The organism is Streptomyces sp. NPDC002669, assembly GCF_042889165.1.
Lineage (GTDB): Bacteria > Actinomycetota > Actinomycetes > Streptomycetales > Streptomycetaceae > Streptomyces.
The window spans coordinates 127,421-150,070 of sequence record NZ_JBIAQQ010000004.1 but is presented as its reverse complement, the minus strand read 5'-3'; the positions used below and the strand labels follow the sequence as shown (position 1 = coordinate 150,070).

General features: G+C 69.3%; 16 protein-coding genes. 3 read left to right on the top strand and 13 right to left on the bottom strand.

All coding sequences use genetic code 11. From position 1 onward, the window contains the following. Positions 1–33: 33 nt before the first annotated feature. From trxA to ACFYW1_RS07530, 7 genes are all read right to left on the bottom strand, one after another. A complete protein-coding gene (trxA, locus tag ACFYW1_RS07560) occupies positions 34–366 on the bottom strand; it encodes a thioredoxin (protein ID WP_388988526.1) in 333 nt (110 codons plus the stop codon). 45 nt (positions 367–411) lie between these two features. Next, positions 412–1,374 (bottom strand): thioredoxin-disulfide reductase, encoded by a 963-nt coding sequence (trxB, locus tag ACFYW1_RS07555; RefSeq protein WP_388988523.1) that lies wholly within the window; start codon positions 1,372–1,374, stop codon positions 412–414. A gap of 134 nt (positions 1,375–1,508) precedes the next feature. After that, positions 1,509–2,459, bottom strand: a complete 951-nt coding sequence (locus ACFYW1_RS07550) for an anti-sigma factor family protein (RefSeq protein ID WP_388988520.1) — start codon at positions 2,457–2,459, stop codon at positions 1,509–1,511. Beyond that, on the bottom strand, positions 2,456–3,187 hold the full coding sequence (gene sigM / locus ACFYW1_RS07545) for an RNA polymerase sigma factor SigM (RefSeq protein WP_388988517.1): 732 nt from the start codon (positions 3,185–3,187) through the stop codon (positions 2,456–2,458). Before sigM ends, ACFYW1_RS07550 begins: the two co-directional genes overlap by 4 nt. 119 nt (positions 3,188–3,306) lie before the next feature. Further along, positions 3,307–5,022 (bottom strand): serine/threonine protein kinase, encoded by a 1,716-nt coding sequence (locus ACFYW1_RS07540; protein WP_388988514.1) that lies wholly within the window; start codon positions 5,020–5,022, stop codon positions 3,307–3,309. Positions 5,023–5,149: 127 nt separating this feature from the next. Further along, positions 5,150–7,309, bottom strand: coding sequence for a murein biosynthesis integral membrane protein MurJ (gene murJ, locus ACFYW1_RS07535; RefSeq protein WP_388988511.1), 2,160 nt, complete (start codon positions 7,307–7,309; stop codon positions 5,150–5,152). Positions 7,310–7,358: 49 nt separating this feature from the next. Next, entirely contained in the window at positions 7,359–9,650 is a 2,292-nt protein-coding gene (locus ACFYW1_RS07530; RefSeq protein WP_388988508.1) for a DUF6049 family protein, read from the bottom strand. 184 nt (positions 9,651–9,834) lie between these two features. Here ACFYW1_RS07530 and ACFYW1_RS07525 point away from each other — a divergent pair, with 184 nt between their 5' ends. Next, entirely contained in the window at positions 9,835–11,277 is a 1,443-nt protein-coding gene (locus tag ACFYW1_RS07525; RefSeq protein WP_388988505.1) for a CCA tRNA nucleotidyltransferase, read from the top strand. Between the two features lie 193 nt (positions 11,278–11,470). Here ACFYW1_RS07525 and ACFYW1_RS07520 read toward each other — a convergent pair whose 3' ends face one another. The 3 genes from ACFYW1_RS07520 to ACFYW1_RS07510 all read right to left on the bottom strand — a co-directional run bounded on the left by ACFYW1_RS07520 (position 11,471) and on the right by ACFYW1_RS07510 (position 14,745). Beyond that, positions 11,471–12,769, bottom strand: coding sequence for an MFS transporter (locus ACFYW1_RS07520; RefSeq protein WP_388988501.1), 1,299 nt, complete (start codon positions 12,767–12,769; stop codon positions 11,471–11,473). Positions 12,770–12,893: 124 nt separating this feature from the next. After that, positions 12,894–13,976, bottom strand: a complete 1,083-nt coding sequence (locus ACFYW1_RS07515; protein WP_388988498.1) for an inositol-3-phosphate synthase — start codon at positions 13,974–13,976, stop codon at positions 12,894–12,896. Positions 13,977–14,037: 61 nt separating this feature from the next. Further along, positions 14,038–14,745 carry a helix-turn-helix transcriptional regulator gene (locus ACFYW1_RS07510; protein WP_388988495.1) on the bottom strand — a complete coding sequence of 236 codons (708 nt, stop codon included), beginning with the start codon at positions 14,743–14,745 and terminating at the stop codon, positions 14,038–14,040. A 411-nt stretch (positions 14,746–15,156) separates the two neighbouring features. On the opposite strand from ACFYW1_RS07510, the gene ACFYW1_RS07505 reads away from it, so the two are divergent. Together ACFYW1_RS07505 and ACFYW1_RS07500 are read left to right on the top strand one after the other, a co-directional pair. Further along, complete coding sequence (locus ACFYW1_RS07505; RefSeq protein WP_388988492.1) at positions 15,157–17,862, top strand: transglycosylase domain-containing protein; 2,706 nt, start codon at positions 15,157–15,159, stop codon at positions 17,860–17,862. A 102-nt stretch (positions 17,863–17,964) separates the two neighbouring features. After that, positions 17,965–19,464, top strand: a complete 1,500-nt coding sequence (locus ACFYW1_RS07500; protein ID WP_388988489.1) for a glycosyltransferase family 87 protein — start codon at positions 17,965–17,967, stop codon at positions 19,462–19,464. 48 nt (positions 19,465–19,512) lie between these two features. Here ACFYW1_RS07500 and ACFYW1_RS07495 read toward each other — a convergent pair whose 3' ends face one another. The 3 genes from ACFYW1_RS07495 to ACFYW1_RS07485 all read right to left on the bottom strand — a co-directional run bounded on the left by ACFYW1_RS07495 (position 19,513) and on the right by ACFYW1_RS07485 (position 22,397). Further along, the gene (locus tag ACFYW1_RS07495) at positions 19,513–20,544 is read right to left on the bottom strand and encodes an alanine racemase (RefSeq protein WP_148836972.1); all 1,032 of its coding nucleotides are present in this window, start codon (positions 20,542–20,544) and stop codon (positions 19,513–19,515) included. Between the two features lie 160 nt (positions 20,545–20,704). Beyond that, positions 20,705–21,823, bottom strand: a complete 1,119-nt coding sequence (locus ACFYW1_RS07490) for a peptidoglycan bridge formation glycyltransferase FemA/FemB family protein (RefSeq protein ID WP_148836973.1) — start codon at positions 21,821–21,823, stop codon at positions 20,705–20,707. 259 nt (positions 21,824–22,082) lie between these two features. Further along, positions 22,083–22,397: a hypothetical protein gene (locus ACFYW1_RS07485; RefSeq protein WP_388988485.1), complete on the bottom strand. Its 315-nt coding sequence runs from the start codon at positions 22,395–22,397 to the stop codon at positions 22,083–22,085. Between the last annotated feature and the right edge of the window lie 253 nt (positions 22,398–22,650).

Sequence of the window (22,650 nt, the reverse complement as noted above, 5' to 3'; positions counted from 1 at the left end):
GACCCGTTTCACGTGAAACATCGTGTTGCGGTGCTACGCGCCGATGAAGTCTTCGAGGTCGCGGAGGATCGCGGCCTTCGGCTTGGCGCCGACGATGGTCTTGGCGACCTCGCCGCTCCGGTAGACGTTCAGGGTCGGGATGGACATGACGCCGTACTTGGCAGCTGTGGCCGGGTTCTCGTCGATGTTGAGCTTGACGACCTCGATCTGCTCGCCGTGCTCGGCGGCGATGGCCTCCAGGGAGGGGGCGATCTGGCGGCACGGGCCGCACCAGGCGGCCCAGAAGTCCACCAGCACGGGCTTCTCGCTCTTCAGGACGACCTCGTCGAAGGAGTCGTCGGTCACGTTCTTCAGGGCGCCGGCCACGGCGACCTCCTTAACTTCTTGGGGGTGTGGGGTGAGAGGCGTGGATCAGACGGCGGCTGCGGCGGCCTTCTCTTCGTCGGCGAGCGCGGCAAGGAAGCGCTCGGCGTCGAGAGCGGCCGAGCAGCCCGTGCCGGCAGCGGTGATGGCCTGCCGGTAGGTGTGGTCGACCACGTCACCGGCACCGAAGACACCGGTGAGGTTGGTGCGGGTCGAGGGGGCTTCGACCTTGAGGTAACCCTCTTCGTCGAGGTCGAGCTGGCCCTTGAAGAGTTCGGTGCGCGGGTCGTGGCCCACCGCGATGAACAGGCCGGTCACCGCGAGTTCGGAGGTCTCGCCGGTCTTGGTGTTCCGAAGGGTCAGACCCGACAGCTTCTGCTCGCCCTGGACCTCGGCGACCTCGCTGTCCCAGGCGAACTTGATCTTCGGGTCGGCGAAGGCACGCTCCTGCATGGCCTTGGAGGCACGCAGCGTGTCCCGGCGGTGGACGATGGTGACCGACTTGGCGAAGCGGGAGAGGAAGGTCGCCTCCTCCATCGCGGTGTCGCCGCCGCCCACCACGGCGATGTCCTGGTCCTTGAAGAAGAACCCGTCGCAGGTGGCGCACCAGGAGACGCCGCGTCCGGAGAGGGCGTCCTCGTTGGGCAGACCGAGCTTGCGGTGCTGGGAGCCGGTCGTCACGATGACGGCCTTGGCGCGGTGAACCGTGCCGGCGGTGTCGGTGACCGTCTTGATGTCCCCGGTGAGGTCCACGGAGACGACGTCGTCGGGGACGAGCTCGGCGCCGAAGCGCTCGGCCTGGGCACGCATGTTGTCCATGAGCTCGGGGCCCATGATCCCGTCCTGGAAGCCCGGGAAGTTCTCCACGTCGGTGGTGTTCATCAGCGCGCCACCGGCGGTGACGGCGCCCTCGAACACCAGCGGCTTCAGCGAGGCACGTGCGGTGTAAAGGGCGGCCGTGTAGCCCGCGGGGCCGGAGCCGATGATGATCACGTTACGGACGTCGCTCACGGGTTTCTTCCTCGTCTCTGCAGACTGCCTACTGTCCACGCCTACTGGGGTCGGTTCAACGACTCTCACCCCACCCAACGGATCCTACGGGGGATGCATTCCCCGAGGTGTCGGAGCGGCGCCGGGAGCGTTTCTCAGGGGCGCGCGTAGGTGCGGGTCAGCAGGAGTTCGCCCTTGCCCGTGGAGTTCCGGACGCAGGTGGCATCGACGACGTACGCCTGCACACGGCCGGTGTCGGAAGGGTGCGGAAGGACGACGAGGAAGGCGTCCGTGCCTTCGTAGGTCCCGGTTTCCGCGGCGAGGGCCGGGGTCTCGCGGCCGATGCCCTGCTGCACACAGGCCGGTACCGACACGGTGGGTGCTCGCAGCGGCGTCTGGGACGGCGTGGCCGAACCGTCCGTGGGGGTCGACTGGGCCCCGACGGGCGGGGCCTGCTTCTCGCTGTGGAAACCGTTCGGGCCCGACGGCTTCGTGCCGGCGTCCAGGAGGAGGGTGCGTACCCGGCCTTCGAGCGGGGAGTCGGAGAAGGCGTCCTCGCTGTTCGTCGTGGAGCCGGAGCGGCGGTCCGAGGCGCTGACGCCTGCGGAATCGTGGGTCGGCTGGAGCCCTTGGAGGATGAAGACGCTCATCCCGATCATGGCTGCGCCAAGGGCGGCGCCGAGGACGGCGACGCGGCGGCGACGCCGGACCGGCCGACGGCCGGGGCCCGTGGCCGCGCGGGGACGGCCCGCAGGGCGGCCCGGGGGGTTGCCGGGATCCGGGGCGGACTTCTGTATCGGCAGAAGCTCCGTTTCACGTGAAACATGTGCGGAGTCGTCGGGTGCCCCGGTGTCCGTGAGAGCGGCTTCGGCGGCAAGCGCGGCGTCGATGCGGTCCGCGACATCGTCGGGCATGCTCTGGGGCTCGGGCGCGGAGCCGAGCAGTTCCCGGATCTCCTGGAGAGCGGCGTGGACCTCGCCGCAGGGCTCGCACCCCTCCACGTGCTGGTGGACCTCTGCCGCACGCGACGGCGGGAGAAGCCCCTCCGCGAGATCGGAGATCTCCGTGACGTCCGGATGCCGGGTCGTGTCGGTCGTTGATGTCATGCGCGTCCACCTCCGCCCTTCACTACTGCAGCGGGATCGCCCGTGCCGGTGTTACTCCGCCCCGATGCCGGTGGGACGGATGAGCGCCCCGTCCGGTTCCTTTCCGCGCCGAGTCCGTCGGTTGCCGCGTTCTCGCTGCGGAGGTGGATGAGTAGGGGGGCCAGTCGGGCCCGCCCCCGTGCGCAGCGGCTCTTCACGGTGCCCGCCGGTACGTCGAGGATGCGTGCCGCCTCGGCCACGGGGTAGCCCTGCATGTCCACGAGGACGAGCGCGGCCCGCTGCTCGGCGGGGAGAGTGGCGAGCGCGGCCAGCAGCTCACGGTGGAGGTCCTGGCGTTCCGCGGGGGCCTCCGCGGATTCATGCGGTTCGAGGAGTTGCTCGAACCGTTCGGTGTCGTTGATGGGCGCCGTTTTCCGGGTGGCTGCCTTACGGACCCGGTCGAGGCAGGCGTTGACGGTGATGCGGTGCAGCCAGGTGGTGACGGCGGACTGGCCACGGAAGGTGTGGGCGGCCCGGAACGCGGAGACGAGGGCGTCCTGGACGGCATCGGCGGCTTCCTCGCGGTCGCCCAGGGTGCGCAGTGCCACAGCCCACAGCCGGTCGCGGTGGCGCCTCACGATCTCGCCGAAGGCATCGGGGTCCCCGCCCACGTGGCGAGCGAGGAGGTCTGAGTCGCTGAGTGGTTCTGACGGCTCGGCGGCCACCTCCCCCTCCCTCCCTTTCTCCATGTCGCGGTGCGTCTGTCTATCACGATTCCGAGCGGGTGGGGCAGGGGGCGTGGGACCGCCGTCCGATGCGGGCACCGGACATGAGGGAGGCCGGTGGGGCGTCCCCACCGGCCTCTTCGTCAGTTGAGTACGGAGATCTCCGAAATCCCGCCCCGGTAGCCACCCGTTCCGTCCGCCGGGAGCTCGGTGACGTGGATCAGGACGTAGCGGGTCCGTACGGGCTTCTCCAAGGTCTTCTTCAGCTCGTTGCCCGCCGTTTCGAGATCCGTGAGGCGCTGCGGGAAGTCCGAGAGCGACGACGGGGCGGAGGCGTCCGCACCGGCCGCGAGAACCTCGATCTTCTGCCCGCTGCGGTACATGCCGATCTCCAGGCCGGAGACGTCCTGGACGCTGCCCAGGTCGACGACTATGCCGCTGCCGTCCCTGCGGGGCGCGAGATTGCCGAAGTTCGCGTACCCCTGATAGCGAGGGGTGACCCAGGCGGTGCTCGCATCGCCGTCGATGGACTTCGGCACGTCCTCCTGCTTGATGCCCGAACCGCTGGGCATGAACTCCGTCGCGCCGGTGATCCGCAGAGGCTTGAGCGGGGCCGGTGCCTTGTCGTCGCCGTCCTTCGGAGTGGTCTGCGTGGTCTCCTCGGGCTCCGAGCCCTTGAGGCGGTCGATGAGCGTTTCGGCGAGCTGCCAGCTGCCGAGGCCCAGCGCGGCGATGAGCAGTGCGGACACGGCCCACTTGAGGACCTTGCCGGTGCGGCTCTGGAGCGGGGCCGGCGGCACGGCGACCACGGGCTGCGTGGGAACGGGCCCGCTCGGCGGGCGGCCGTAGGAGCCCTGCTGGTAGGTCGTGCGCTGGTACTCGGGCGGGGCAGTGAAGGCGGGCTCCGGCGGACGGATGCGGGGCATCGCGGCCACGGCCTTGGCCAGCTCGTCCGGCGTGGTGCACGGCTGTTCCTGCCGGGAGGCGGTGGCGCCTTCGTTGGCCAGCGCGCGCATGGCGATCTCGGAGAGGCCGCGGTGGACACCGGCCCGCACCTGGTCGGGGGCGATCAGCCCCACTTCCTTGGGGAGCCCTGCCAGGCCGTACGCGTCGTTCTCGTACGGCCAGCGCTGGGTCAGCGCGGCGTAGAGAAGGGCGCCGATCGCCTCGGTGTCCGCACGCTGCGGGCCCTCGGAGGTGATGCCCCGCAGGGCGGCGTTCACCGCGAGTCCGCGGATTCGGTACTGCCCGGTCGAGCTGCGCAGCACCGCGCCCGGGGTGAGCCGCAGATGCGCGAGCCCTTCCCGGTGCGCGGCGGCCATGGCCTGGGAGACCTGGCTGACGAGCTGGTACGCGTCGTGCGCGTCCATCGGCCCCGAGGCCAGCAGGGAGGTGAGCTCGGTGGCGTCGGGAAGCCATTCATGGACGACGTAGACGAGGTCGTCCTCCTCCACCGCGTCGAGCACCTGCACGAAGCGCGGGTCGCCGAGCAGGGCGGAGGACCGGGCCGCGGCCAGCACGGAACGGGCGCGGGGGTGATCGGCGGGGAGCAGATGGACGCCCACCGCGCGACGCAGCTTCTCGTCCACGGCCCGCCAGCTGCTGAATCCGTCCAGACGGGTGACGCATTCCTCGAGCCGGTAGCGTCTGGCAAGTTTGTGGCCACTGTGCAGATCAGGGGTCGGCAGGGTGGGCCTGGAGCCGGTGCGCTCGCCGTCCGTCCCCTGTGGCTCCGAGCTCGTCCTGTTGTTCTGAGCTTCTGCCGTCCCGTCGGCCGTGGCCTCGTCCGCCTTGGCGGTCAGCGGCTCGTCGCCGCTGTTGTCGGCCACGTCGACGGCAGCCGTGCTACGTTCCGCCACCGTCGTTCCTGCCTCCCCATCCGTTGCGCGATGCCAGCCAGCTCTGCACAGTTACGCCAATTGTGCCCACACTCCGGCGCTATGCACGACACGCAAGGGGCGGGGATGGTTGTGCGGCGGGTGGACGTCAGCGTCCGAGACGTCCTCGGACCATGCCGACCATGCCGTTGATCTCCTCGATTCGCATGCGCTTGGCGGCGACGAAGAAGACGCCCAGCAGGACGGCCCCGCCGCAGATCAGCGCGACGAGCGAGCCGAAAGCGCCTTCGCCCAGGCCCAGGAGCACGGCGAAGCCCACGCCTCCGCCGAGCACCGCCGCCGGCACGGCGGCCATGCACAGTCGGGCGTAGGTGCGTACGACGTGGGCTCCGTCCAGGTCCCCGCCCAGACGGTTGCGCAGCCGCCGCCAGGCGATGCCCACACCGACGGCGTAGGCGAGTCCGTACGAGGCTGCCATGCCGACCACGGCCCATTCGGCGGGCAGCACCACGTAGCAGAGGGCCGACGCGGCGGCGTTGACCGCGGCGACGATGACCGTGTTGTAGAAGGGGGTGCGGGTGTCCTCGTAGGCGTAGAAGCCGCGCAGCACCACGTACTGCACGGAGTACGGGATCAGGCCGAGGCCGAAGGCCATGAGGATGTAGCCCATCGACCGGGCTGCCTCGGTTCCGGCGGAGGAGTACATCAGGGTGCACATCGGCAGGCCGAGGGCGAGGAACATGAAGGCCACCGGCACGATCGCGACGGCCGAGTTCCGCAGCCCCTGCGAGATGTCGTCCCGGACGGCACCCGGGTCGTTGTCGTGGGCGGCGCGGGAGATGCGGGGCAGCAGGGCCGCCATGACGGACACGGTGATGATCGCCTGCGGCATGCCCCAGATGAGCTGGGCGTTGGAGTAGCCGAGGAAGCCGGCGCCGTCCTTGCCGGACAGCTTGCCCGCCGAGGTCGCGAGCTGGGTGACGACGATCACGCCCGCCTGGTTCGCCAGGACGAACAGGACGGTCCACTTGGCCAGCTTGATCGTCTTGCCGAGCCCGTGTCCCTTCCAGTCGAAGCGCGGACGGAACCGGAATCCCGCCTCGCGCAGGTACGGGATCATGGCCAGGGCCTGCACGACGAGTCCGAGCAGCGTGCCGATGCCGAGGAGCCGGACCCCCTCCGCCGGAATCGTCTCGACGCCCATCCGGGACTCGGCGGACGTGCCGTAGACCCAGATGAACATGCCGAACGTGAAGATCATGACGATGTTGTTGAGGACCGGGGTCCACATCATCGCGCCGAACTTGCCGCGGGCGTTGAGGATCTGGCCCATCACGACGTGCACGCCCATGAAGAAGATGGTCGGCAGGCAGTACCGGGCGAAGGTCACGGCGACGCTGTTGGCCGCCGCGTCCTGGGCGATCGTCGGAGACATCATGTGGATCAGCCACGGGGCGGCGAAGACCGCGATCGCGACGATCACGCCGAGCGCGACCATCACGAGGGTCAGCAGCCGGTTGGCATAGGCCTCGCCGCCGTCCTCGTCGTCCTTCATGGAGCGGACGAGCTGGGGCACGAAGACCGAGTTGAGCCCGCCGCCCACGGTGAGGATGTAGATCATCGTGGGCAGGGTGTACGCGATGGTGAAGCTGTCGCCGAGCAGGGCCGCACCGAGCGCGGCGGTGATCACGAGGCTGCGGACGAACCCCGTCAGGCGGGACACCAGGGTGCCGGCCGCCATCAGGGCGCTGGACTTCAGCAGCCCGGAGACCCGGCCACCGGACTTCGGGGGAGCGGCCGCCGGAGCCGGTTCGGGCGCCGCGGAGGCGGGCGCCGGGCCGGACGGGCCCTCCTGGTCCCGGAAGAGGTGCGCGAAGGCGTCGGGCTGTTCCTCGTCCCGGGACGCCTGGCTGACGAGGTCATCCACCCCGACGAACTGGGTGGTCGCCGCGTTGTCGCCGTACGGCAGGTGCCGCGACGGGCCGTCGGGCTCGGGAGGCGGGGTCTGGGCCCAGACGCGCGGGTCGGGCGGGTACTGCGCCGCGGGCGGCTGCTGGTAGAGCGGATGGGGCTGCTGATAGGTGCCCGGGGGCGGCGGCGGGTGCGCGGCGCGGTCGTACAGGGCCTCGGCCACCGGGTCCTGGACGGTCAGGTCCTGGGCGCGGTAGGGGTCGCGATCGTAGGCGTCCTGGAGGTACGGGTCGGGCGTCGGCGGAACCTGGCCGGGGCCCTGGGGCACCGGAGGCCCGCCGGAGGGCCCGGCTCCGCCCGCACCCTGACCGCGGTCACCGTCGTACGGCGCGTTCATCGAAACCCCACCTCATCGTCCCCGGCCGACCGGCCACGACAGACATCGCTCAACGTTCCACTTTCTCACCCGGGGCGGAAGGCTCCCCGCTTTCCGGACCGGTGTCCGGCGTCGGGTCACTCGGCTGCTCGGGTTCGCCGCCGTCGGCCGGACCGTCCGCGTTGACGCGCTTGCGCTGGGTGTACATCCTGACGCCCGCGAGGACCAGGAGCAGCAGCCCTCCGGCGATGACCAGCAGCACGGTCGGGGTGAGCTCGGAGACCTTCACGGTGAAGGTCATCTCCCCGCCGTACGGTGTGCCGTCCTCCGTGTAGAGCTGCGCCGTCATCCGCACCTGGCCGTTGATGTTGGCCGCGGCGTCGAACTTCACGGACTGGCTGTGGCCGGGGCCGATGCGGATCGGCTGTTCCGCCACGGCTCCGCCGTCGTTCAGCTTGAGGCGGGTGGCGTTCTCCGACTTCAGCCGGAGGACCAGGTGGTCCACGCCCTGCAGCAGCCGGTTCTGCACGGTCACCGGGATGGTGGCGCTGCGGCCGGACAGAGTGACATCCGACTTCGAGATGAGCTGGACCTCGTTGACGAGGCCCTGCAGATAGGTGCGGACCGAGTCCCGGTACTGCTGGGCCTCAAGCGGCCGACCGCGCCACGACGTCGACATGGAGCGATTGAGCGCGTTGCCGAAGGGGGTCACCACCCGCTCGGTCTGGGTGAGGATGACCTGGAAGCTGTCCAGCGAGACCTGGGTGGACTTGATGTCCTGGAAGGCCTGGGTGGGCAGCTCCTGGCTGCGGAGCTTCTTCGGGTACTTGGAGGCCCTGGGAACGCTCGTCGTGGCGTTGGCGTCGGGCTTCGCCCCGGCCGCTTCCACGAGACCGAGCGGCTGCGTCCAGCGCTCGTCGTCGAGCCCGTGCAGGGCGCGGGCCATCGACTGCGCCTGGGCGACCGTGGGCATCCGCTGCGGTGCGATGACGATGCTCCGCTCCGCGTCGGTGTCCTGCTCGGCCAGCGCGAGGGTCAGCGCGAGGAACTTCTGCACGGCGAGGGTGGAGTCCTCCGCCTTCGACATGTCGCCCTGGAAGGCCGTGGAGAGCCGGGCGTCGGCTACGACCGCGGTGGTGCCGCCACCGATGGGCCGGGCGGCGGTCGGGGTGTAGGCCAGGTTGCCCGTCTCCTGGAGGCTGTCGCTGCGGGCGATCACCTTGTGGGCACCGGCCGAGGTGGCGACATCGACGATCGACGGGTCGATCGCGCCGTCGACGGGCCAGGCGAAGTCGGTCGACGGTTTCACGTGGAGCACGGTCTGCACCGTCGTCGCCGCCGCCTCCGTGGCGGTCTGGAGGTGGCTGAGGGTGCCCGAGACGTTCTTGCCACGGTGCGCGATGGACGCCAGGTCGGGATCGGCGAACGGCAGCGCGACGACCTTCCCGTCCGCCACGGCGGCTTCGAGGGAGGTGAGCCACTTCTTGGCGACGGCCTGGTTCTTCCCGGCGACGGTGGTGTCACCGGACTTGACGCGGTAGTCCCCCGTCATCGCGTCCGCACTGGCCAGCAGGTCCGGGTCGATCACCCAGGTCACAGGCAGTCGGCTGCCCAGCGAGACCAGCTGTTCGAGGCGTCCGCCCGGAGCCAGCTCGGTGGCCAGGCTGTCGTCCGCGAAGACGGGGGTCCGCTGGTCGTCGGTGTCCGTTTCGGCGGTGACGTGGGCCGACGCGATGAGCGGCCAGAGGTAGGTGACCTCGGGCCTGGAGTCGCGCTCCTCCTCCTGCCAGGGCAGGAAGGTCCGCTCGATCCCCAGCACCTGGTCGTACGGGACCCGGGAGGTCTGCCCCGACAGCGAGACGCCGAGCTGGTAGACGCCGTCGTCACCGAGCCCCAACTTGCCGACCGGGACGGACAGCGTGAAGTCCTGGCTGATTCCGGAAGGGAGTTTCGCGAGCTTCACCGTGTACTTGCCGCCGAGCGGGGCGGGGTCGCTGCCGAGCACGAAGTCGGTGCGCTTGGCGGCGGCGTCGATCGCCGTCCTGCTGGGGAGCTTCGAACCCACCCGCAGATCGACCGTGGCCCGGGTGATCGCTTCCTTGCCCCGGTTGGTCACCGTGCCGGAGATGGTCAGGGTGTCCCCCTTGACCGGGGCGCTCGGCGCCACCCCGTTCAGAGACACGTCGACGGTCCGCGATCCGGTGGGGGCCTTGCCGATCTCGCCCGCCCGCGCCGCGGGGGCGGCCGGCCCGGCCAGCAGCGCCGCGACGAGCGGCGCGCCGGTCATCAGGGCCGCGGCGCGCCGCAACCACCGGCGGGCAGGAGAGGTACCGATCCCCTGGATGTCTGCCGGCTCGGCCACGCGCTTACCCGTCCCTCGTCGTCGTCAGCTGGTGTCGATGGTTGTCGGCTGCTGCGTCCACGCATGGTAACGAGGTGCGCGGGTGCCCGTGGCCGGGGAGGGCACTACAAGATCGGGAAGAGCCCCGCGGGGCGTGACGAAACCAGGACGACCGGGCCGGTCCGGGCACGTACCCTTTTCTGTTGTGTCGAACGCCAATGAAGACAGCTCCCGTGCCCTGACCCAGGTGCAGCACCGCGCAGTCAGTGAACTGCTGCGGGTCTCCCCGGTCGCCGACGACCTCGCCCGCCGTTTCCAGGACGCCGGCTTCAGCCTGGCCCTGGTCGGAGGTTCGGTCCGGGACGCTCTCCTCGGCCGGCTCGGGAACGACCTGGACTTCACGACCGATGCCCGCCCCGAGACCGTGCTGAAGATCGTCCGGCCGTGGGCCGACTCGGTGTGGGAGGTCGGAATCGCCTTCGGTACGGTGGGCGCCCAGAAGGACGGCTACCAGATCGAGGTCACCACCTACAGGTCGGAGGCGTACGACAGGACCTCGCGCAAGCCCGAGGTGTCCTACGGCGACTCCATCGAGGCCGACCTCGTCCGCCGCGACTTCACGGTCAACGCGATGGCCGTCGCGCTCCCGCAGAAGCACTTCATCGACCCCCACGGCGGTCTGGAGGACCTGGCGGAGCGCGTTCTGCGCACCCCGGGAACGCCCGAGGAATCGTTCTCCGACGACCCGCTGCGCATGCTGCGCGCCGCCCGTTTCGCCGCCCAGCTGGACTTCGACGTCGCTCCGGACGTCGTCGCCGCGATGACGGAGATGGCCGGGCGCATCGAGATCGTCTCCGCCGAGCGGGTCAGGGAGGAGCTCAACAAGCTCCTGCTCTCCGCCCACCCCCGCAAGGGGCTCGGGCTGCTCGTCGACACGGGGCTGGCGCAGCAGGTGCTGCCGGAGCTCCCCGCCCTGCGTCTGGAGAGTGACGAGCATCACCGTCACAAGGACGTCTACGAGCACTCGCTGACCGTCTTGGAGCAGGCGATCGACCTGGAGAAGGACGGCCCCGACCTGACCCTGCGCCTGGCCGCTCTCCTCCATGACATCGGCAAGCCGAGGACGCGACGCTTCGAGAAGGACGGCCGTGTCTCGTTCCACCACCACGAGGTGGTGGGCGCCAAGATGGTCAAGAAGCGGATGACGGCGCTCAAGTACTCCAACGACATGGTCAAGGACGTCTCGAAGCTGGTGGAGCTCCACCTGCGCTTCCACGGCTACGGAGACGGCGAATGGACCGACTCCGCGGTCCGGCGGTACGTGCGCGATGCCGGGCCCCTGCTGGAACGGCTGCACAAGCTGACCCGCTCGGACTGCACCACGCGGAACAAGCGCAAGGCCGCCGCCCTCTCGCGGACCTACGACAGCCTTGAGGAGCGCATCTCCCAGTTGCAGGAGCAGGAGGAGCTGGATGCCATCCGCCCCGACCTGGACGGCAACGAGATCATGAAGATTCTGGGCATCGGCCCCGGGCCCGTGATCGGCAAGGCGTACGCGTTCCTGCTGGAGCTGCGGCTGGAGCACGGGCCGATGGAGCGCGAGGCGGCGGTCGGGAAGCTCAAGGAGTGGTGGGCCGCGCAGAGCTGAGAGCTCCGGGCCTCCGGGGCGGGGTGACGGGGGAAAGACGTGCGGTCATGTTTCACGTGAAACATGACCGCACTCCTGCTCTCCGTGCCCCTGACCCGTTGAACCCGTGATCCGGGCGCCGTAGTCCGGGCCGCGGGTTTCGAGCGTCAGGGACGGACTTCTGTTCGGCGGGGGCGCTGTTTCACGTGAAACATCAACCTGCCTCCTCCCGCCCCGGAGACCGGAGGGTCGTACCGGTGGGGCGGCTCCATCGGAACGTCGCCGCGGCGACGGTCGCGTAGAGGACGGCCGCTCCGATCACCACTACGGGAGACCGTCCGTCGGGTGGCAGCGTCACGGCGGCGACTGCGGCGGCCCCCACGAAGGCGACGTTGAACAGCACGTCGTAGAGGGAGAAGATCCGGCCGCGGTAGGAGTCGTCCACCGAGGTCTGCACCACCGTGTCCGTCGCGATCTTCGCGCCCTGGGTGACCAGTCCGAGAACGAACGCCGCGACCAGCATCGGAGCGGGGACGAACCACAGCCCCAGCGCGGGTACGAGGACGGCGGCCGTCGCCGCGCACACCGCCGTCCAGCCGAACCGTCCGAACCGGCCCACTGCCCAGGGGGACAGCACGGCTGCCGCGAAGAACCCCGCACCGGAGGCGCCCACCGCCAGTCCGAGAAGGGCCAGCCCCTCGGAATCGGTACCGGTCCAGGCATACCGGCAGAGCATCAGCACCGTCACGGTCAGGGCCCCGTAGCAGAAACGGATCACGGCCATGGCGGCCAGCGTCCGAGCGGCCGGCTTCCGCTCCGCCAGGTGACGCAGACCGTCGACGAGGCCCCGTGCGGTGACTGCCAGGGCCGTTCCCAGTCGGGCACGGTGCCCCTCCTGGTCCGGTCCGAGCAGCCGGATGCCGAGAGTCAGGGAGGCCAGCGCCGAGGAGAGGTAGAGCAACGCGGCCAGCAGTACCACCGCGGCGTCGGAGTCCGAGACCAGTAGTCGCACGACGAAGGCGAGACCGCCGCCGGCCGTGGCGGCGAGCGTACCGGCGGTGGGCGAGAGCGAGTTGGCCAGCACCAGCCGCTCGTCGTCGACCACGCGTGGCAGCGCCGCCGAGAGACCGGCCAGTACGAAGCGGTTCACCGCGGTGACGCACAGGGCCGAGGTGTAGAAGAGCCATTCGGGCGCGGAGCCGAGGATCAGGAGCGCGGTGCAGCAGGCGAGGGCGGCGCGCAGCAGATTCCCGTACAGGAAGACCTGACGGCGTGACCAGCGGTCCAACAGGACGCCGGCGAAAGGGCCGATGAGCGAGTACGGGAGCAGCAGAACGGCCATCGCCGAGGCGATGGCACCGGCCGAGGCCTGTTTCTCCGGGGAGAAGACGACGTGCGCCGCCAGCGCCACTTGGTAGACACCGTCGGCGGACTGGGAGAGGAGTCGTACGGCGAGCAGACGACGGAAGTTCCGAAGACGCAGGAGAACGCGCAGATCACCGACGACGGCCATGCGATCAAGAGTCACATACGTCGAGGGCCCCCGGGCGGATTGCCCGGGGGCCCTCGACGATGCGGAGGGGCGGGAGCGTTGCCGCTCCTCGCCGGCTCGCGCCGACGTGCCGACTCCGGTCGCGTCAGTTGGAGACCTCGCCGCGGATGAACTTCTCGACGTTCTCGCGGGCCTCGTCGTCGAAGTACTGGACCGGCGGGGACTTCATGAAGTACGAGGACGCGGAGAGGATCGGGCCACCGATGCCGCGGTCCTTGGCGATCTTCGCGGCGCGAAGGGCGTCGATGATGACACCGGCGGAGTTCGGGGAGTCCCACACCTCGAGCTTGTACTCCAGGTTCAGCGGAACGTCACCGAAGGCGCGGCCCTCCAGACGCACGTAGGCCCACTTGCGGTCGTCCAGCCAGGCGACGTAGTCCGACGGGCCGATGTGGACGTTGTTCTCGCCGAGCTCACGGTCCCGGATCTGGGAGGTGACGGCCTGCGTCTTGGAGATCTTCTTGGACTCCAGACGCTCGCGCTCGAGCATGTTCTTGAAGTCCATGTTGCCGCCGACGTTCAGCTGCATCGTGCGGTCCAGGATGACGCCCCGGTCCTCGAAGAGCTTCGCCATCACGCGGTGCGTGATGGTGGCGCCGACCTGCGACTTGATGTCGTCGCCGACGATCGGGACACCGGCCTCGGTGAATTTGTCCGCCCACTCCTTGGTACCGGCGATGAAGACCGGGAGGGCGTTGACGAACGCGACCTTGGCGTCGATGGCGCACTGCGCGTAGAACTTCGCAGCGACCTCGGAGCCGACCGGCAGGTAGCAGACGAGGACGTCGACCTCGCGGTCCTTGAGGACCTGGACGATGTCGACCGGGGCCTCGGAGGACTCCTCGATCGTCTGGCGGTAGTACTTGCCGAGACCGTCGTGGGTGTGGCCGCGCTGGACGGTGACTCCGGAGGTCGGCACGTCGCAGAGCTTGATGGTGTTGTTCTCGCTGGCACCGATGGCGTCCGCGAGGTCGAGGCCGACCTTCTTCGCGTCGACGTCGAAGGCGGCGACGAACTCGACGTCACGCACGTGGTAGTCGCCGAACTGGACGTGCATCAGGCCGGGCACCTTGCCGGCCGGATCGGCGTCCTTGTAGTACTCGACGCCCTGGACCAGCGAGGCGGCGCAGTTGCCCACGCCGACGATGGCTACGCGAACCGAACCCATTCCGGTTGCTCCCTGTGTGTTTTGGATGTTCCCTATGAAGCCCCGCGGAACTGCGGGGGCCTCACTTTGCGGTGTCGTCGGACGGATCCGGCGGGGAGTCACCCCGGCGCCGGGGCAGGCCGCCCGTCTCTCCTGCTGTGTTCTGCTGAGCTTCGCTCCCGGGCGAGGACCGTCGCTGATCCCGTCCCGACCGCTCGCTCTCGATGAGCTCGTTCAGCCAGCGCACTTCGCGCTCCACGGATTCCATGCCGTGTCGCTGCAGCTCAAGCGTGTAGTCGTCGAGGCGCTCGCGAGTGCGGGCCAAGGAGGCCCGCATCTTCTCCAGGCGTTCCTCCAGTCGGCTGCGCCGGCCCTCCAGCACACGCATCCGCACCTCGCGCTCCGTCTGGCCGAAGAAGGCGAAACGGGCCGCGAAGTGCTCGTCCTCCCAGGAGTCGGGACCGGTGTGCGAGAGCAGCTCCTCGAAGTGCTCCTTACCTTCCGCCGTCAGCCGGTAGACGATCTTCGCGCGACGTCCGGCCAGTGAGGAGGCGGGAGCGGACGCACGGCCGGTGGTGGGCGGGAGGTCGGTGGGAGCGGTACCCGGTTCCTCGATCAACCAGCCGTTGGCGACCAGCGTCTTGAGGCAGGGATAGAGGGTGCCGTAGCTGAAGGCGCGGAAGATCCCCAATGAGGTGTTGAGGCGTTTGCGCAGCTCGTACCCGTGCATCGGGGATTCACGAAGCAGACCGAGAACGGCGAATTCGAGGATGCCGGAGCGCCTGCTCAACTTCGCCTCCTCGTTCTCCGAGTGCTCCCGGGGAACCTCCGAAGCGGTTCCTCGGAACCCTGTGCCGGGCTGATGTACCGAGCTGATGTATCGACTCGATACATCACGACGATAGATCGGTGACAGCGTTGCGACAAGAGGGACCATCGTGAACGGCGTCACATCGCGAATTCGTAGGCACCGACTTGCGTTGTTTGAGGTGAAGTTCGGCCCTAGGTGGGTTTTGACCGTGCGTAGTCTGTGCGGCATGCAGACCACCGGAAACCGCGAAACGCCGCCGCGCGTCAGTTTTCGCGGACCAGCCGGACGCACTGCGGACGGGCCCGCCACCGGGCCGGCCCGTCATTCGGGGGGACCGGATCTCAACTGCCGCTTCCAGGCGCTCTCGCCTGCCCGAGGAGTAGTCGTTCGATGAGCGAGCACCGTCGCAAAGCGCCGCAGCCACAGGGTGGCGGGCGTGCCGCGGCCAGACGAGCAGCCCAGCGTTCCTCAGGACGCCGCGCAGCTCCGTCACACGAAGTGACGTCTGAAACACCTTCCGATTCGTACGGCGGACGCGCCGAGGCCAGACGGGCCGCCCAGCGTGGTGGCGGGAGCCGTCGTGCCGCCGAGGGCGGTGGGGCGGGCCGCGGAGGCGGTGGCCGTCGCCGCGGTGGCGGAGGACACGAGGAGCCGGGCCGGGGGCGGGGCCGTGGCGCCCGGCGTCCGGGCAAGAAACGCTTCATCGACTACCCCCGCGCCGACAAGGACGGCTTCCGGCGCTGGGTTCCGTCCTGGAGGCTGGTCTCCGGCCTCTGCATCGGCTTCCTCGGCCTGCTCATGGGCCTCGCCGGTCTCGCCTACGCGATGGTCGACAAGCCCAAGGTGAACGAGGCCGCGAAGGCGCAGAACAACGTCTACTACTGGGACGACGGCAAGCAGATGGTCGCCACGGGCGGTGAGGTCAACCGCCAGATCATCAGCTACGAGCAGATCCCCAAGTCGATGCGGGACGCCGTCATCTCGGCGGAGAACAAGACCTTCGATCACGACCGGGGCATCGACCCCATGGGCATCGCCCGAGCCCTGTTCAACATGGCCACCGGGGGCGAGACGCAAGGTGGCTCCACGATCACCCAGCAGTACGTGAAGAACTCGCGTCTGTCCCAGGAACAGACCCTGAGCCGGAAGTTCCAGGAACTCTTCATCACGCTCAAGGTCAGCAATGACATGAAGAAGAAGGAAATCATCACGGGCTACCTGAACGTCTCGTACTACGGACGAGGCGCTTCGGGGCTCCAGGCGGCGGCCCGCACGTACTACGGCAAGGACGCGATAGACCTGGACCCGAGCGAGTGCGCCTTCCTGGCGACGCTGCTCAAGGGCGCGTCCTACTACGATCCGGCGGGCGCTCCCGATGTCGACCCCGAGCAGGCGACCAAGGAGCTGAACACCGCGCGGGCCAAGAAGCGCTGGAAGTGGATCCTCGACGAAGAGGTGAAGGACGGCCGTCTCTCGAAGGCGGAGCGCGCCAAGTACACCGAGTTCCCGATGCCCAAGCCGCCGCAGAAGGACGCCCAGCTGGGCGGTCAGGTCGGTTACCTGGTCGACCTCGCCAAGAAGTCCTTCCTCAACAACAACGACCGGGGCATCACGGCGGACATGCTGGCCCAGGGCGGCTACGAGATCCGCACCACCTTCAACAAGAAGAAGGTCGAGCAGCTCGAAGCCGCGATCAAGAAGGTCTACGACAGCAAGATCAGGCCGAAGGAACGCCCCAAGACGGACACCCACGTCCAGTTCGGCGGCGGGTCGGTGGATCCCAAGACCGGGGCCATCGTGGCGATCTACGGCGGTCAGGACGCGACCAAGCACTTCACCAACAACGCCGATCCGACCGGTGCGCAGGTCGGTTCGACCTTCAAGCCCTTCGTGCTCGCGGCGGCGATGCAGTACGGCAAGCGCGACCCCTCGCTCGGCGAGGAGCAGGACGAGTCGCAGCGCACGAAGGTCTCGCCGCTCAGCATCTACAACGCCGACGACATGCTGAAGATCAAGAAGTACAACGGCGAGATCTGGACCGACGAGAACGGCAAGGAGTGGCTGCAGGCCAACGACGGACATGAGTCGAAGGGCAACATCACCCTCCGCGAGGCCATGCAGTGGTCCGCCAACTCCCCGTACGTGCAGCTCGGCATGGACGTCGGCACCGACAAGGTGAAGGACGTCGCCATGGCCGCGGGGCTCAAGGACGACGACCAGATGGCGGACTCGCACGTGCCGTCGTTCTCCATCGGCACGTCCTCGCCCAGCGCGATCCGCATGGCCGGCGCGTACGCGACCTTCGCGGACAGCGGCAAGCAGCGCGAGCCCTACTCGGTCACCGAGGTGAAGCACGGCGGCGAGGTGATCTACCAGCACAAGGAGGTCGTCAAGAGCGCCTTCGACCCCGCGATCGCCGACAACGTCACCGACGTCCTGAAGAACGTCGTCGACAAGGGGACGGGTACCCCCGCGCAGCTCCCCGGCCGGGACGTGGCGGGCAAGACGGGTACGACGGACGACAACAAGTCCGCCTGGTTCGTCGGGTACACGCCGCAGCTGTCCACGGCCATCAGCATGTACCGGCTCGACGACGACGCGAACAACAAGAACCGCGCGTTCGAGAAGATGTACGGCACGGGTGGCGAGAAGACGATCCACGGTGCCTCGTTCCCGGCGCAGATCTGGCACGACTACATGGTCGGCGCGATGGAGGGGAAGAAGGTCATTTCCTTCCCCGAGCCGGGAGAGATCGGCGACAAGGTCTACGGCGGCGGTGCGCAGAGCCCCAAGCCGACGCCCACCAAGGAAGTGACGCCCACGCCGTCCGAGACGGAGACCGAGAAGCCTCCGGTGAGCACCACCCCGTCGCCGCCCAACCCGACCGGGAGCTGCGCTGCGTGGGACTGGGACTGCCAGCACAACAACGGCGGTACCAACAGCGGTGCGAACGGCGGGGACTCGGGCGCCACCGGTGGCTTCCCGACCACGTCACCCACGCCACCCGACGGTGGCGGTGGCAACGGCGGCAACGGCGGCAACGGCGGCAACGGAAACGGGGGGAACGGCGGATTCATCGCCGGACCGGCCGGATAACGTCCGCCGGGGCCGCAGGGCCGACCGGCGGTGAGGGCCGCCGCACCACATGGTGCGGCGGCCCTCGTCGTTTCCACGGGCCCGTACGGCAGGATGAGCGGCATGCCGAGCGCAGAAGACACGAGTGTGCACCAGCCGCAGGACCAGTCCGTCGTACGGCCCACGCACGAGGACGAGATCGCCGAGGCCGGCAGCGAGCTGATCGGCGGGCGATCGGGGCGCTGGGCGAGACTCGGCGGCACGACGCTCACGCCCGTGGCCGTCGTCGCCCTGGTGGCCCTCGGGATGTTCGCACTGGGCATGGTGCAGAAGCTGCCCTGCTACAACTGGGCCTGGTTCCGGGGAGCGGGTTCGCAGTACACCCACGCCTGCTACTCGGACATCCCGCACCTCTATGTGGGCCGCGGCTTCTCCGACGGACTCGTGCCGTACTTCGACCGGCTGCCCGGCGACATGCAGTACCTGGAGTACCCCGTGCTGACGGGAGTGTTCATGCAGGTCGCGTCCTGGCTGACGCCGGGCGGGTCGATCCAGTACCGCGAGCAGATGTACTGGATGGTCAACGCGGGCATGCTGATGGTCTGCGCCGTGATCATCGCCGTCTGCGTCGCCCGCACGCACCGGCGCCGCCCCTGGGACGCGCTGCTGGTCGCTCTCGCTCCGGCCTTCGCGCTCACCGCCACGATCAACTGGGACCTGCTGGCCATCGCGCTGACGGCCGCGGGGATGCTCATGTGGTCCCGGGGCCGGACCCTGGCGTTCGGCGTCCTCATCGGGCTCGCCACGGCCGCCAAGCTCTATCCCGTGTTCCTGCTGGGGCCGCTGTTCGTCCTGTGCTGGCGTGCGGGCAAGTGGCGGGAGTTCGGCACGGCCACGCTCGGGGCGGCGGTGTCCTGGCTGGTGGTGAACCTGCCGGTGATGGCCTTCGCGCCCGAGGGGTGGAAGAAGTTTTACACGTTCAGCGAGGAACGGGGCATCGACTTCGGCTCCTTCTGGCTGATCATCACGCAGCGCACCGGTGAGAGCATCGAGGTGTCGACCGTCAACACCGTCTCGACCCTGGTGACGGTCCTGCTGTGCGCGGGCGTCGGGGCGCTGACCCTGATGGCACCGCGCAGGCCGCGCTTCGCTCAGCTCGCCTTCCTCGTCGTCGCGGCGTTCATCCTCGTCAACAAGGTCTACTCGCCGCAGTACGTGCTGTGGCTGATCCCCCTGGCGGCCCTGGCCAGGCCGCGCTGGCGCGATTTCCTGATCTGGCAGGCGTGCGAGGTCATGTACTTCCTGGGGATCTGGATGTACCTCGCGTACACGACGAGCGGCGACAAGCACCAGGGGCTGCCCGCGGAGGGGTATCAGCTGGCGATCGCCCTGCACCTGCTGGGCACGCTGTACCTCTGCGCGGTCGTCGTACGGGACATCCTCGTGCCGGAGCGGGACGTCGTACGGCTCGACGGGTCGGACGACCCGTCCGGCGGGGTGCTCGACGGCGCCCCGGACGCGTTCGTACTGGGCCGGGCGGCCCGGCCGTCGCGGCACGCACACCCCGGGGCCGAAGCACCGAGGGTGGAGTGGGGCGCGGAGCGGGGACCGGCCGCGGACTGAGGACGGACCGGCCCCGGGGAACGTCCGCTCCCGGGGCCGGTGCCTTCGTCAGCGGTCGACCAGGCGGTCGAACTGGGTGGTGGTGTGGCGCAGGTGGGCCACCAGCTCGTCGCCCACCTTCGGCTCCTGCGCGTCCGCCGGGACGAACAGGATCGACACCTGCATGTGCGGCGGCTCGGCGAACCAGCGCTGCTTGCCCGCCCAGACGAACGGCGACAGGTTGCGGTTGACGGTGGCCAGGCCCGCGCGGGCGACGCCCTTGGCTCGCGGCATCACGCCGTGCAGGGCCTTCGGGGCCTCCAGGCCCACCCCGTGCGACGTGCCGCCGGCGACGACCACCAGCCAGCCGTCCGAGGCGGCCTTCTGCTGCCGGTAGCCGAAGCGGTCCCCCTTGGCGACGCGCGTGACGTCCAGGACGGAACCCCGGTACTCCGTCGCCTCGTGGTCGCCGAGCCACAGCCGGGTGCCGATACGGGCGCGGAAACGGGTCTGCGGGAACTGCTGCTGGAGCCGGCCCAGCTCCTCGGCGCGCAGGTGGCTGACGAACATGGTGTGCAGCGGCAGCCGGGCCGCGCGCAGCCGGTCCATCCAGGCGATGACCTCCTCGACCGCGTCCGAGCCGTCCGTGCGGTCCAGCGGAAGGTGCAGGGCGAAGCCCTCGAGCCGTACGTCCTCGATGGCGGCGTGCAGCTGCCCGAGTTCCTCCTCCTTGACGCCGTGGCGCTTCATCGAGCTCATGCACTCGATGACGACCCGGGCGCCCACCAGGGCGTGCACGCCGTCCACGGAGGAGACGGACCGGATGACGCGGTCGGGCAGCGGCACCGGCTCCTCGCCCCGGCGGAACGGGGTGAGGACCAGGAGGTCGCCGCTGAACCAGTCCTTGACGCGGGCGGCCTCGTAGGTGGTGCCGACGGCGAGCATGTCGGAGCCGAAACGGATGGCCTCGTCGGCCAGCCGCTCGTGACCGAAGCCGTATCCGTTGCCCTTGCAGACCGGGACGAGGCCGGGGAACTGGTCGAGGACGGATTTCTGGTGCGCCCGCCAGCGCGCGGTGTCGACGTAGAGGGAGAGCGCCATGGCCGGTCCGGAACCTTTCTGGTGGCTGCGATGTGTCAGCGGTGCGCGGAGCCTGCCCGGGGGCCGCCCGCGGTGGTCGCTGGAAGGTCTGTCGGTGGAAGAACTGTCGCGATGCCCATTGAAACGAACGAAACCGGTTTCGTCAGCGGGGCGACGGGGGTCAGCGGCGGGACATGTAGATGTCGAGCGCCTTGTGGAGCAGCTTGTTGAGCGGGAAGTCCCACTCGCCGAGGTACTCGGCGGCCTGCCCGCCGGTGCCGACCTTGAACTGGATGAGGCCGAAGAGGTGGTCGGTCTCGTCCAGCGAGTCGGAGATGCCGCGCAGGTCGTAGACGGTGGCGCCCATGGCGTACGCGTCGCGCAGCATGCGCCACTGCATCGCGTTCGAGGGCCGGACCTCGCGCTTGTGGTTGGCGGACGCTCCGTAGGAGTACCAGACGTGCCCGCCGACGATCAGCATCGTCGCGGCGGCGACGTTCTCGCCCTCGTGACGGGCGAAGTACAGCCGCATCCGGTTGGGGTCCTCGTTGTTGAGGGTCGTCCACATGCGCTGGAAGTAGGCCAGCGGACGCGGCCGGAAGCGGTCGCGCTCAGCCGTGATCTCGTAGAGCCGCTGCCACTCGGCGAGGTCCCCGTAACCGCCCTGGACGACCTCGACGCCGGCCTTCTCGGCCTTCTTGATGTTGCGGCGCCACAGCTGGTTGAAGCCCTTGTGGACGTCTTCGAGCGATCGGTTCGCCAGCGGCACCTGGAAGATGTAGCGGGGCTGTACGTCACCGAAGCCGGCGCCGCCGTCCTCGCCCTGCTGCCAGCCCATCTTCCGCAGCCTGTCCGCCACTTCGAAGGCCTGGGGCTCGATGTGGGTGGCCTTGACGTCGCGCAGCCGCTTCACCTCGGGGTCCTGGATGCCCGACTTGATCGCGGCCGCGTCCCAGCGGCGGATGACGACGGGCGGGCCCATCTTCACGGAGAAGGCGCCCTGCTGCTTGAGGTGCGCCAGCATCGGACGGAGCCAGTCGTCCAGGTTCGGGGCGAACCAGTCGATGACCGGGCCCTCGGGCAGGTAGGCGAGGTACCGCTTGATCTTGGGAAGCTGCCGGTAGAGCACCAGGCCGACGCCGACCAGCTGGCCCTCCTTGCTGAACCAGCCGAGGCTCTCCGAGCGCCACTCGGCCTTCACGTCCGCCCACGCCGGAACCTGCATGTGACTCGCCGCGGGCAGGCTCTGGATGTATGCCAGATGCTGCTCTCGGCTGATGGTCCTCAGGGTCAGGCTCATGCGGGGCGCTCCTCGGCAGGTGTGTCCCCATGGGTCAGGGGCTCCGGCTCTCGCGCCGAAGCCTACTGTGACCGTGAAGCGCGCCGTCCGGCCCTATGGGGCCTTTTCGCTCCGCCACCGGCGGGGCACGGGGCGCCGGAACCCGCGCAGGGAGCGGTGCGGGGCCCGGAGAAGGACCCCGCACCGGCCCAGGTGTCCGGTTGTGGCTCCCGCGGCTGCCGTGACGAACCCGGCCCCGTCCGCCGGGGCCCGTCGTCCGTCAGCCCACTACGCCGCCGAAGAGGCCCCCGTGGGCCATGCCCAGGAAGAAACCGATGGCGGCGGCGCCGATACCGATGATCAGCGGGAACCTCTCGCGCGTGGTCACCGAGATGTACTGCCCGTAGGCGCCCGTGAGGATGCCGATGAGCCCTGCCCAGGAGCTGATCAGATGAAGGTGGTGGAACATCGCCGTCACGAAGGCGAGTGCTCCCAGGACCAGGGTCACGACGACCAGGGTGTCCTGGAGCGGATGGGGTTTGCCGTCGGTGGCGAAGAGCGAGACGGCGGGGCGGGGTCGTACTGCCTGTGCCATGGAGCACCTCCTGGCCGAAAGGCGGCGCTTCGTGGCGCCGCTCACACCCGATGTGTCCAGATTGCGTCTCCTGACCACCGGATTTCAACCGGAAGCGGTTGTGCGGGTACTCTGTACGGTCTGCACCGGTGTCTGCCCAGGCCAGCACGTCGACTACCTCGTCATCGAGGGCGCTGTCAGCGGCGGCTGTTCTGCTCGGGGACACTGGTGTTCACGCATCACGACCCTCCTGCCACGGAACGACCGTGGCCGC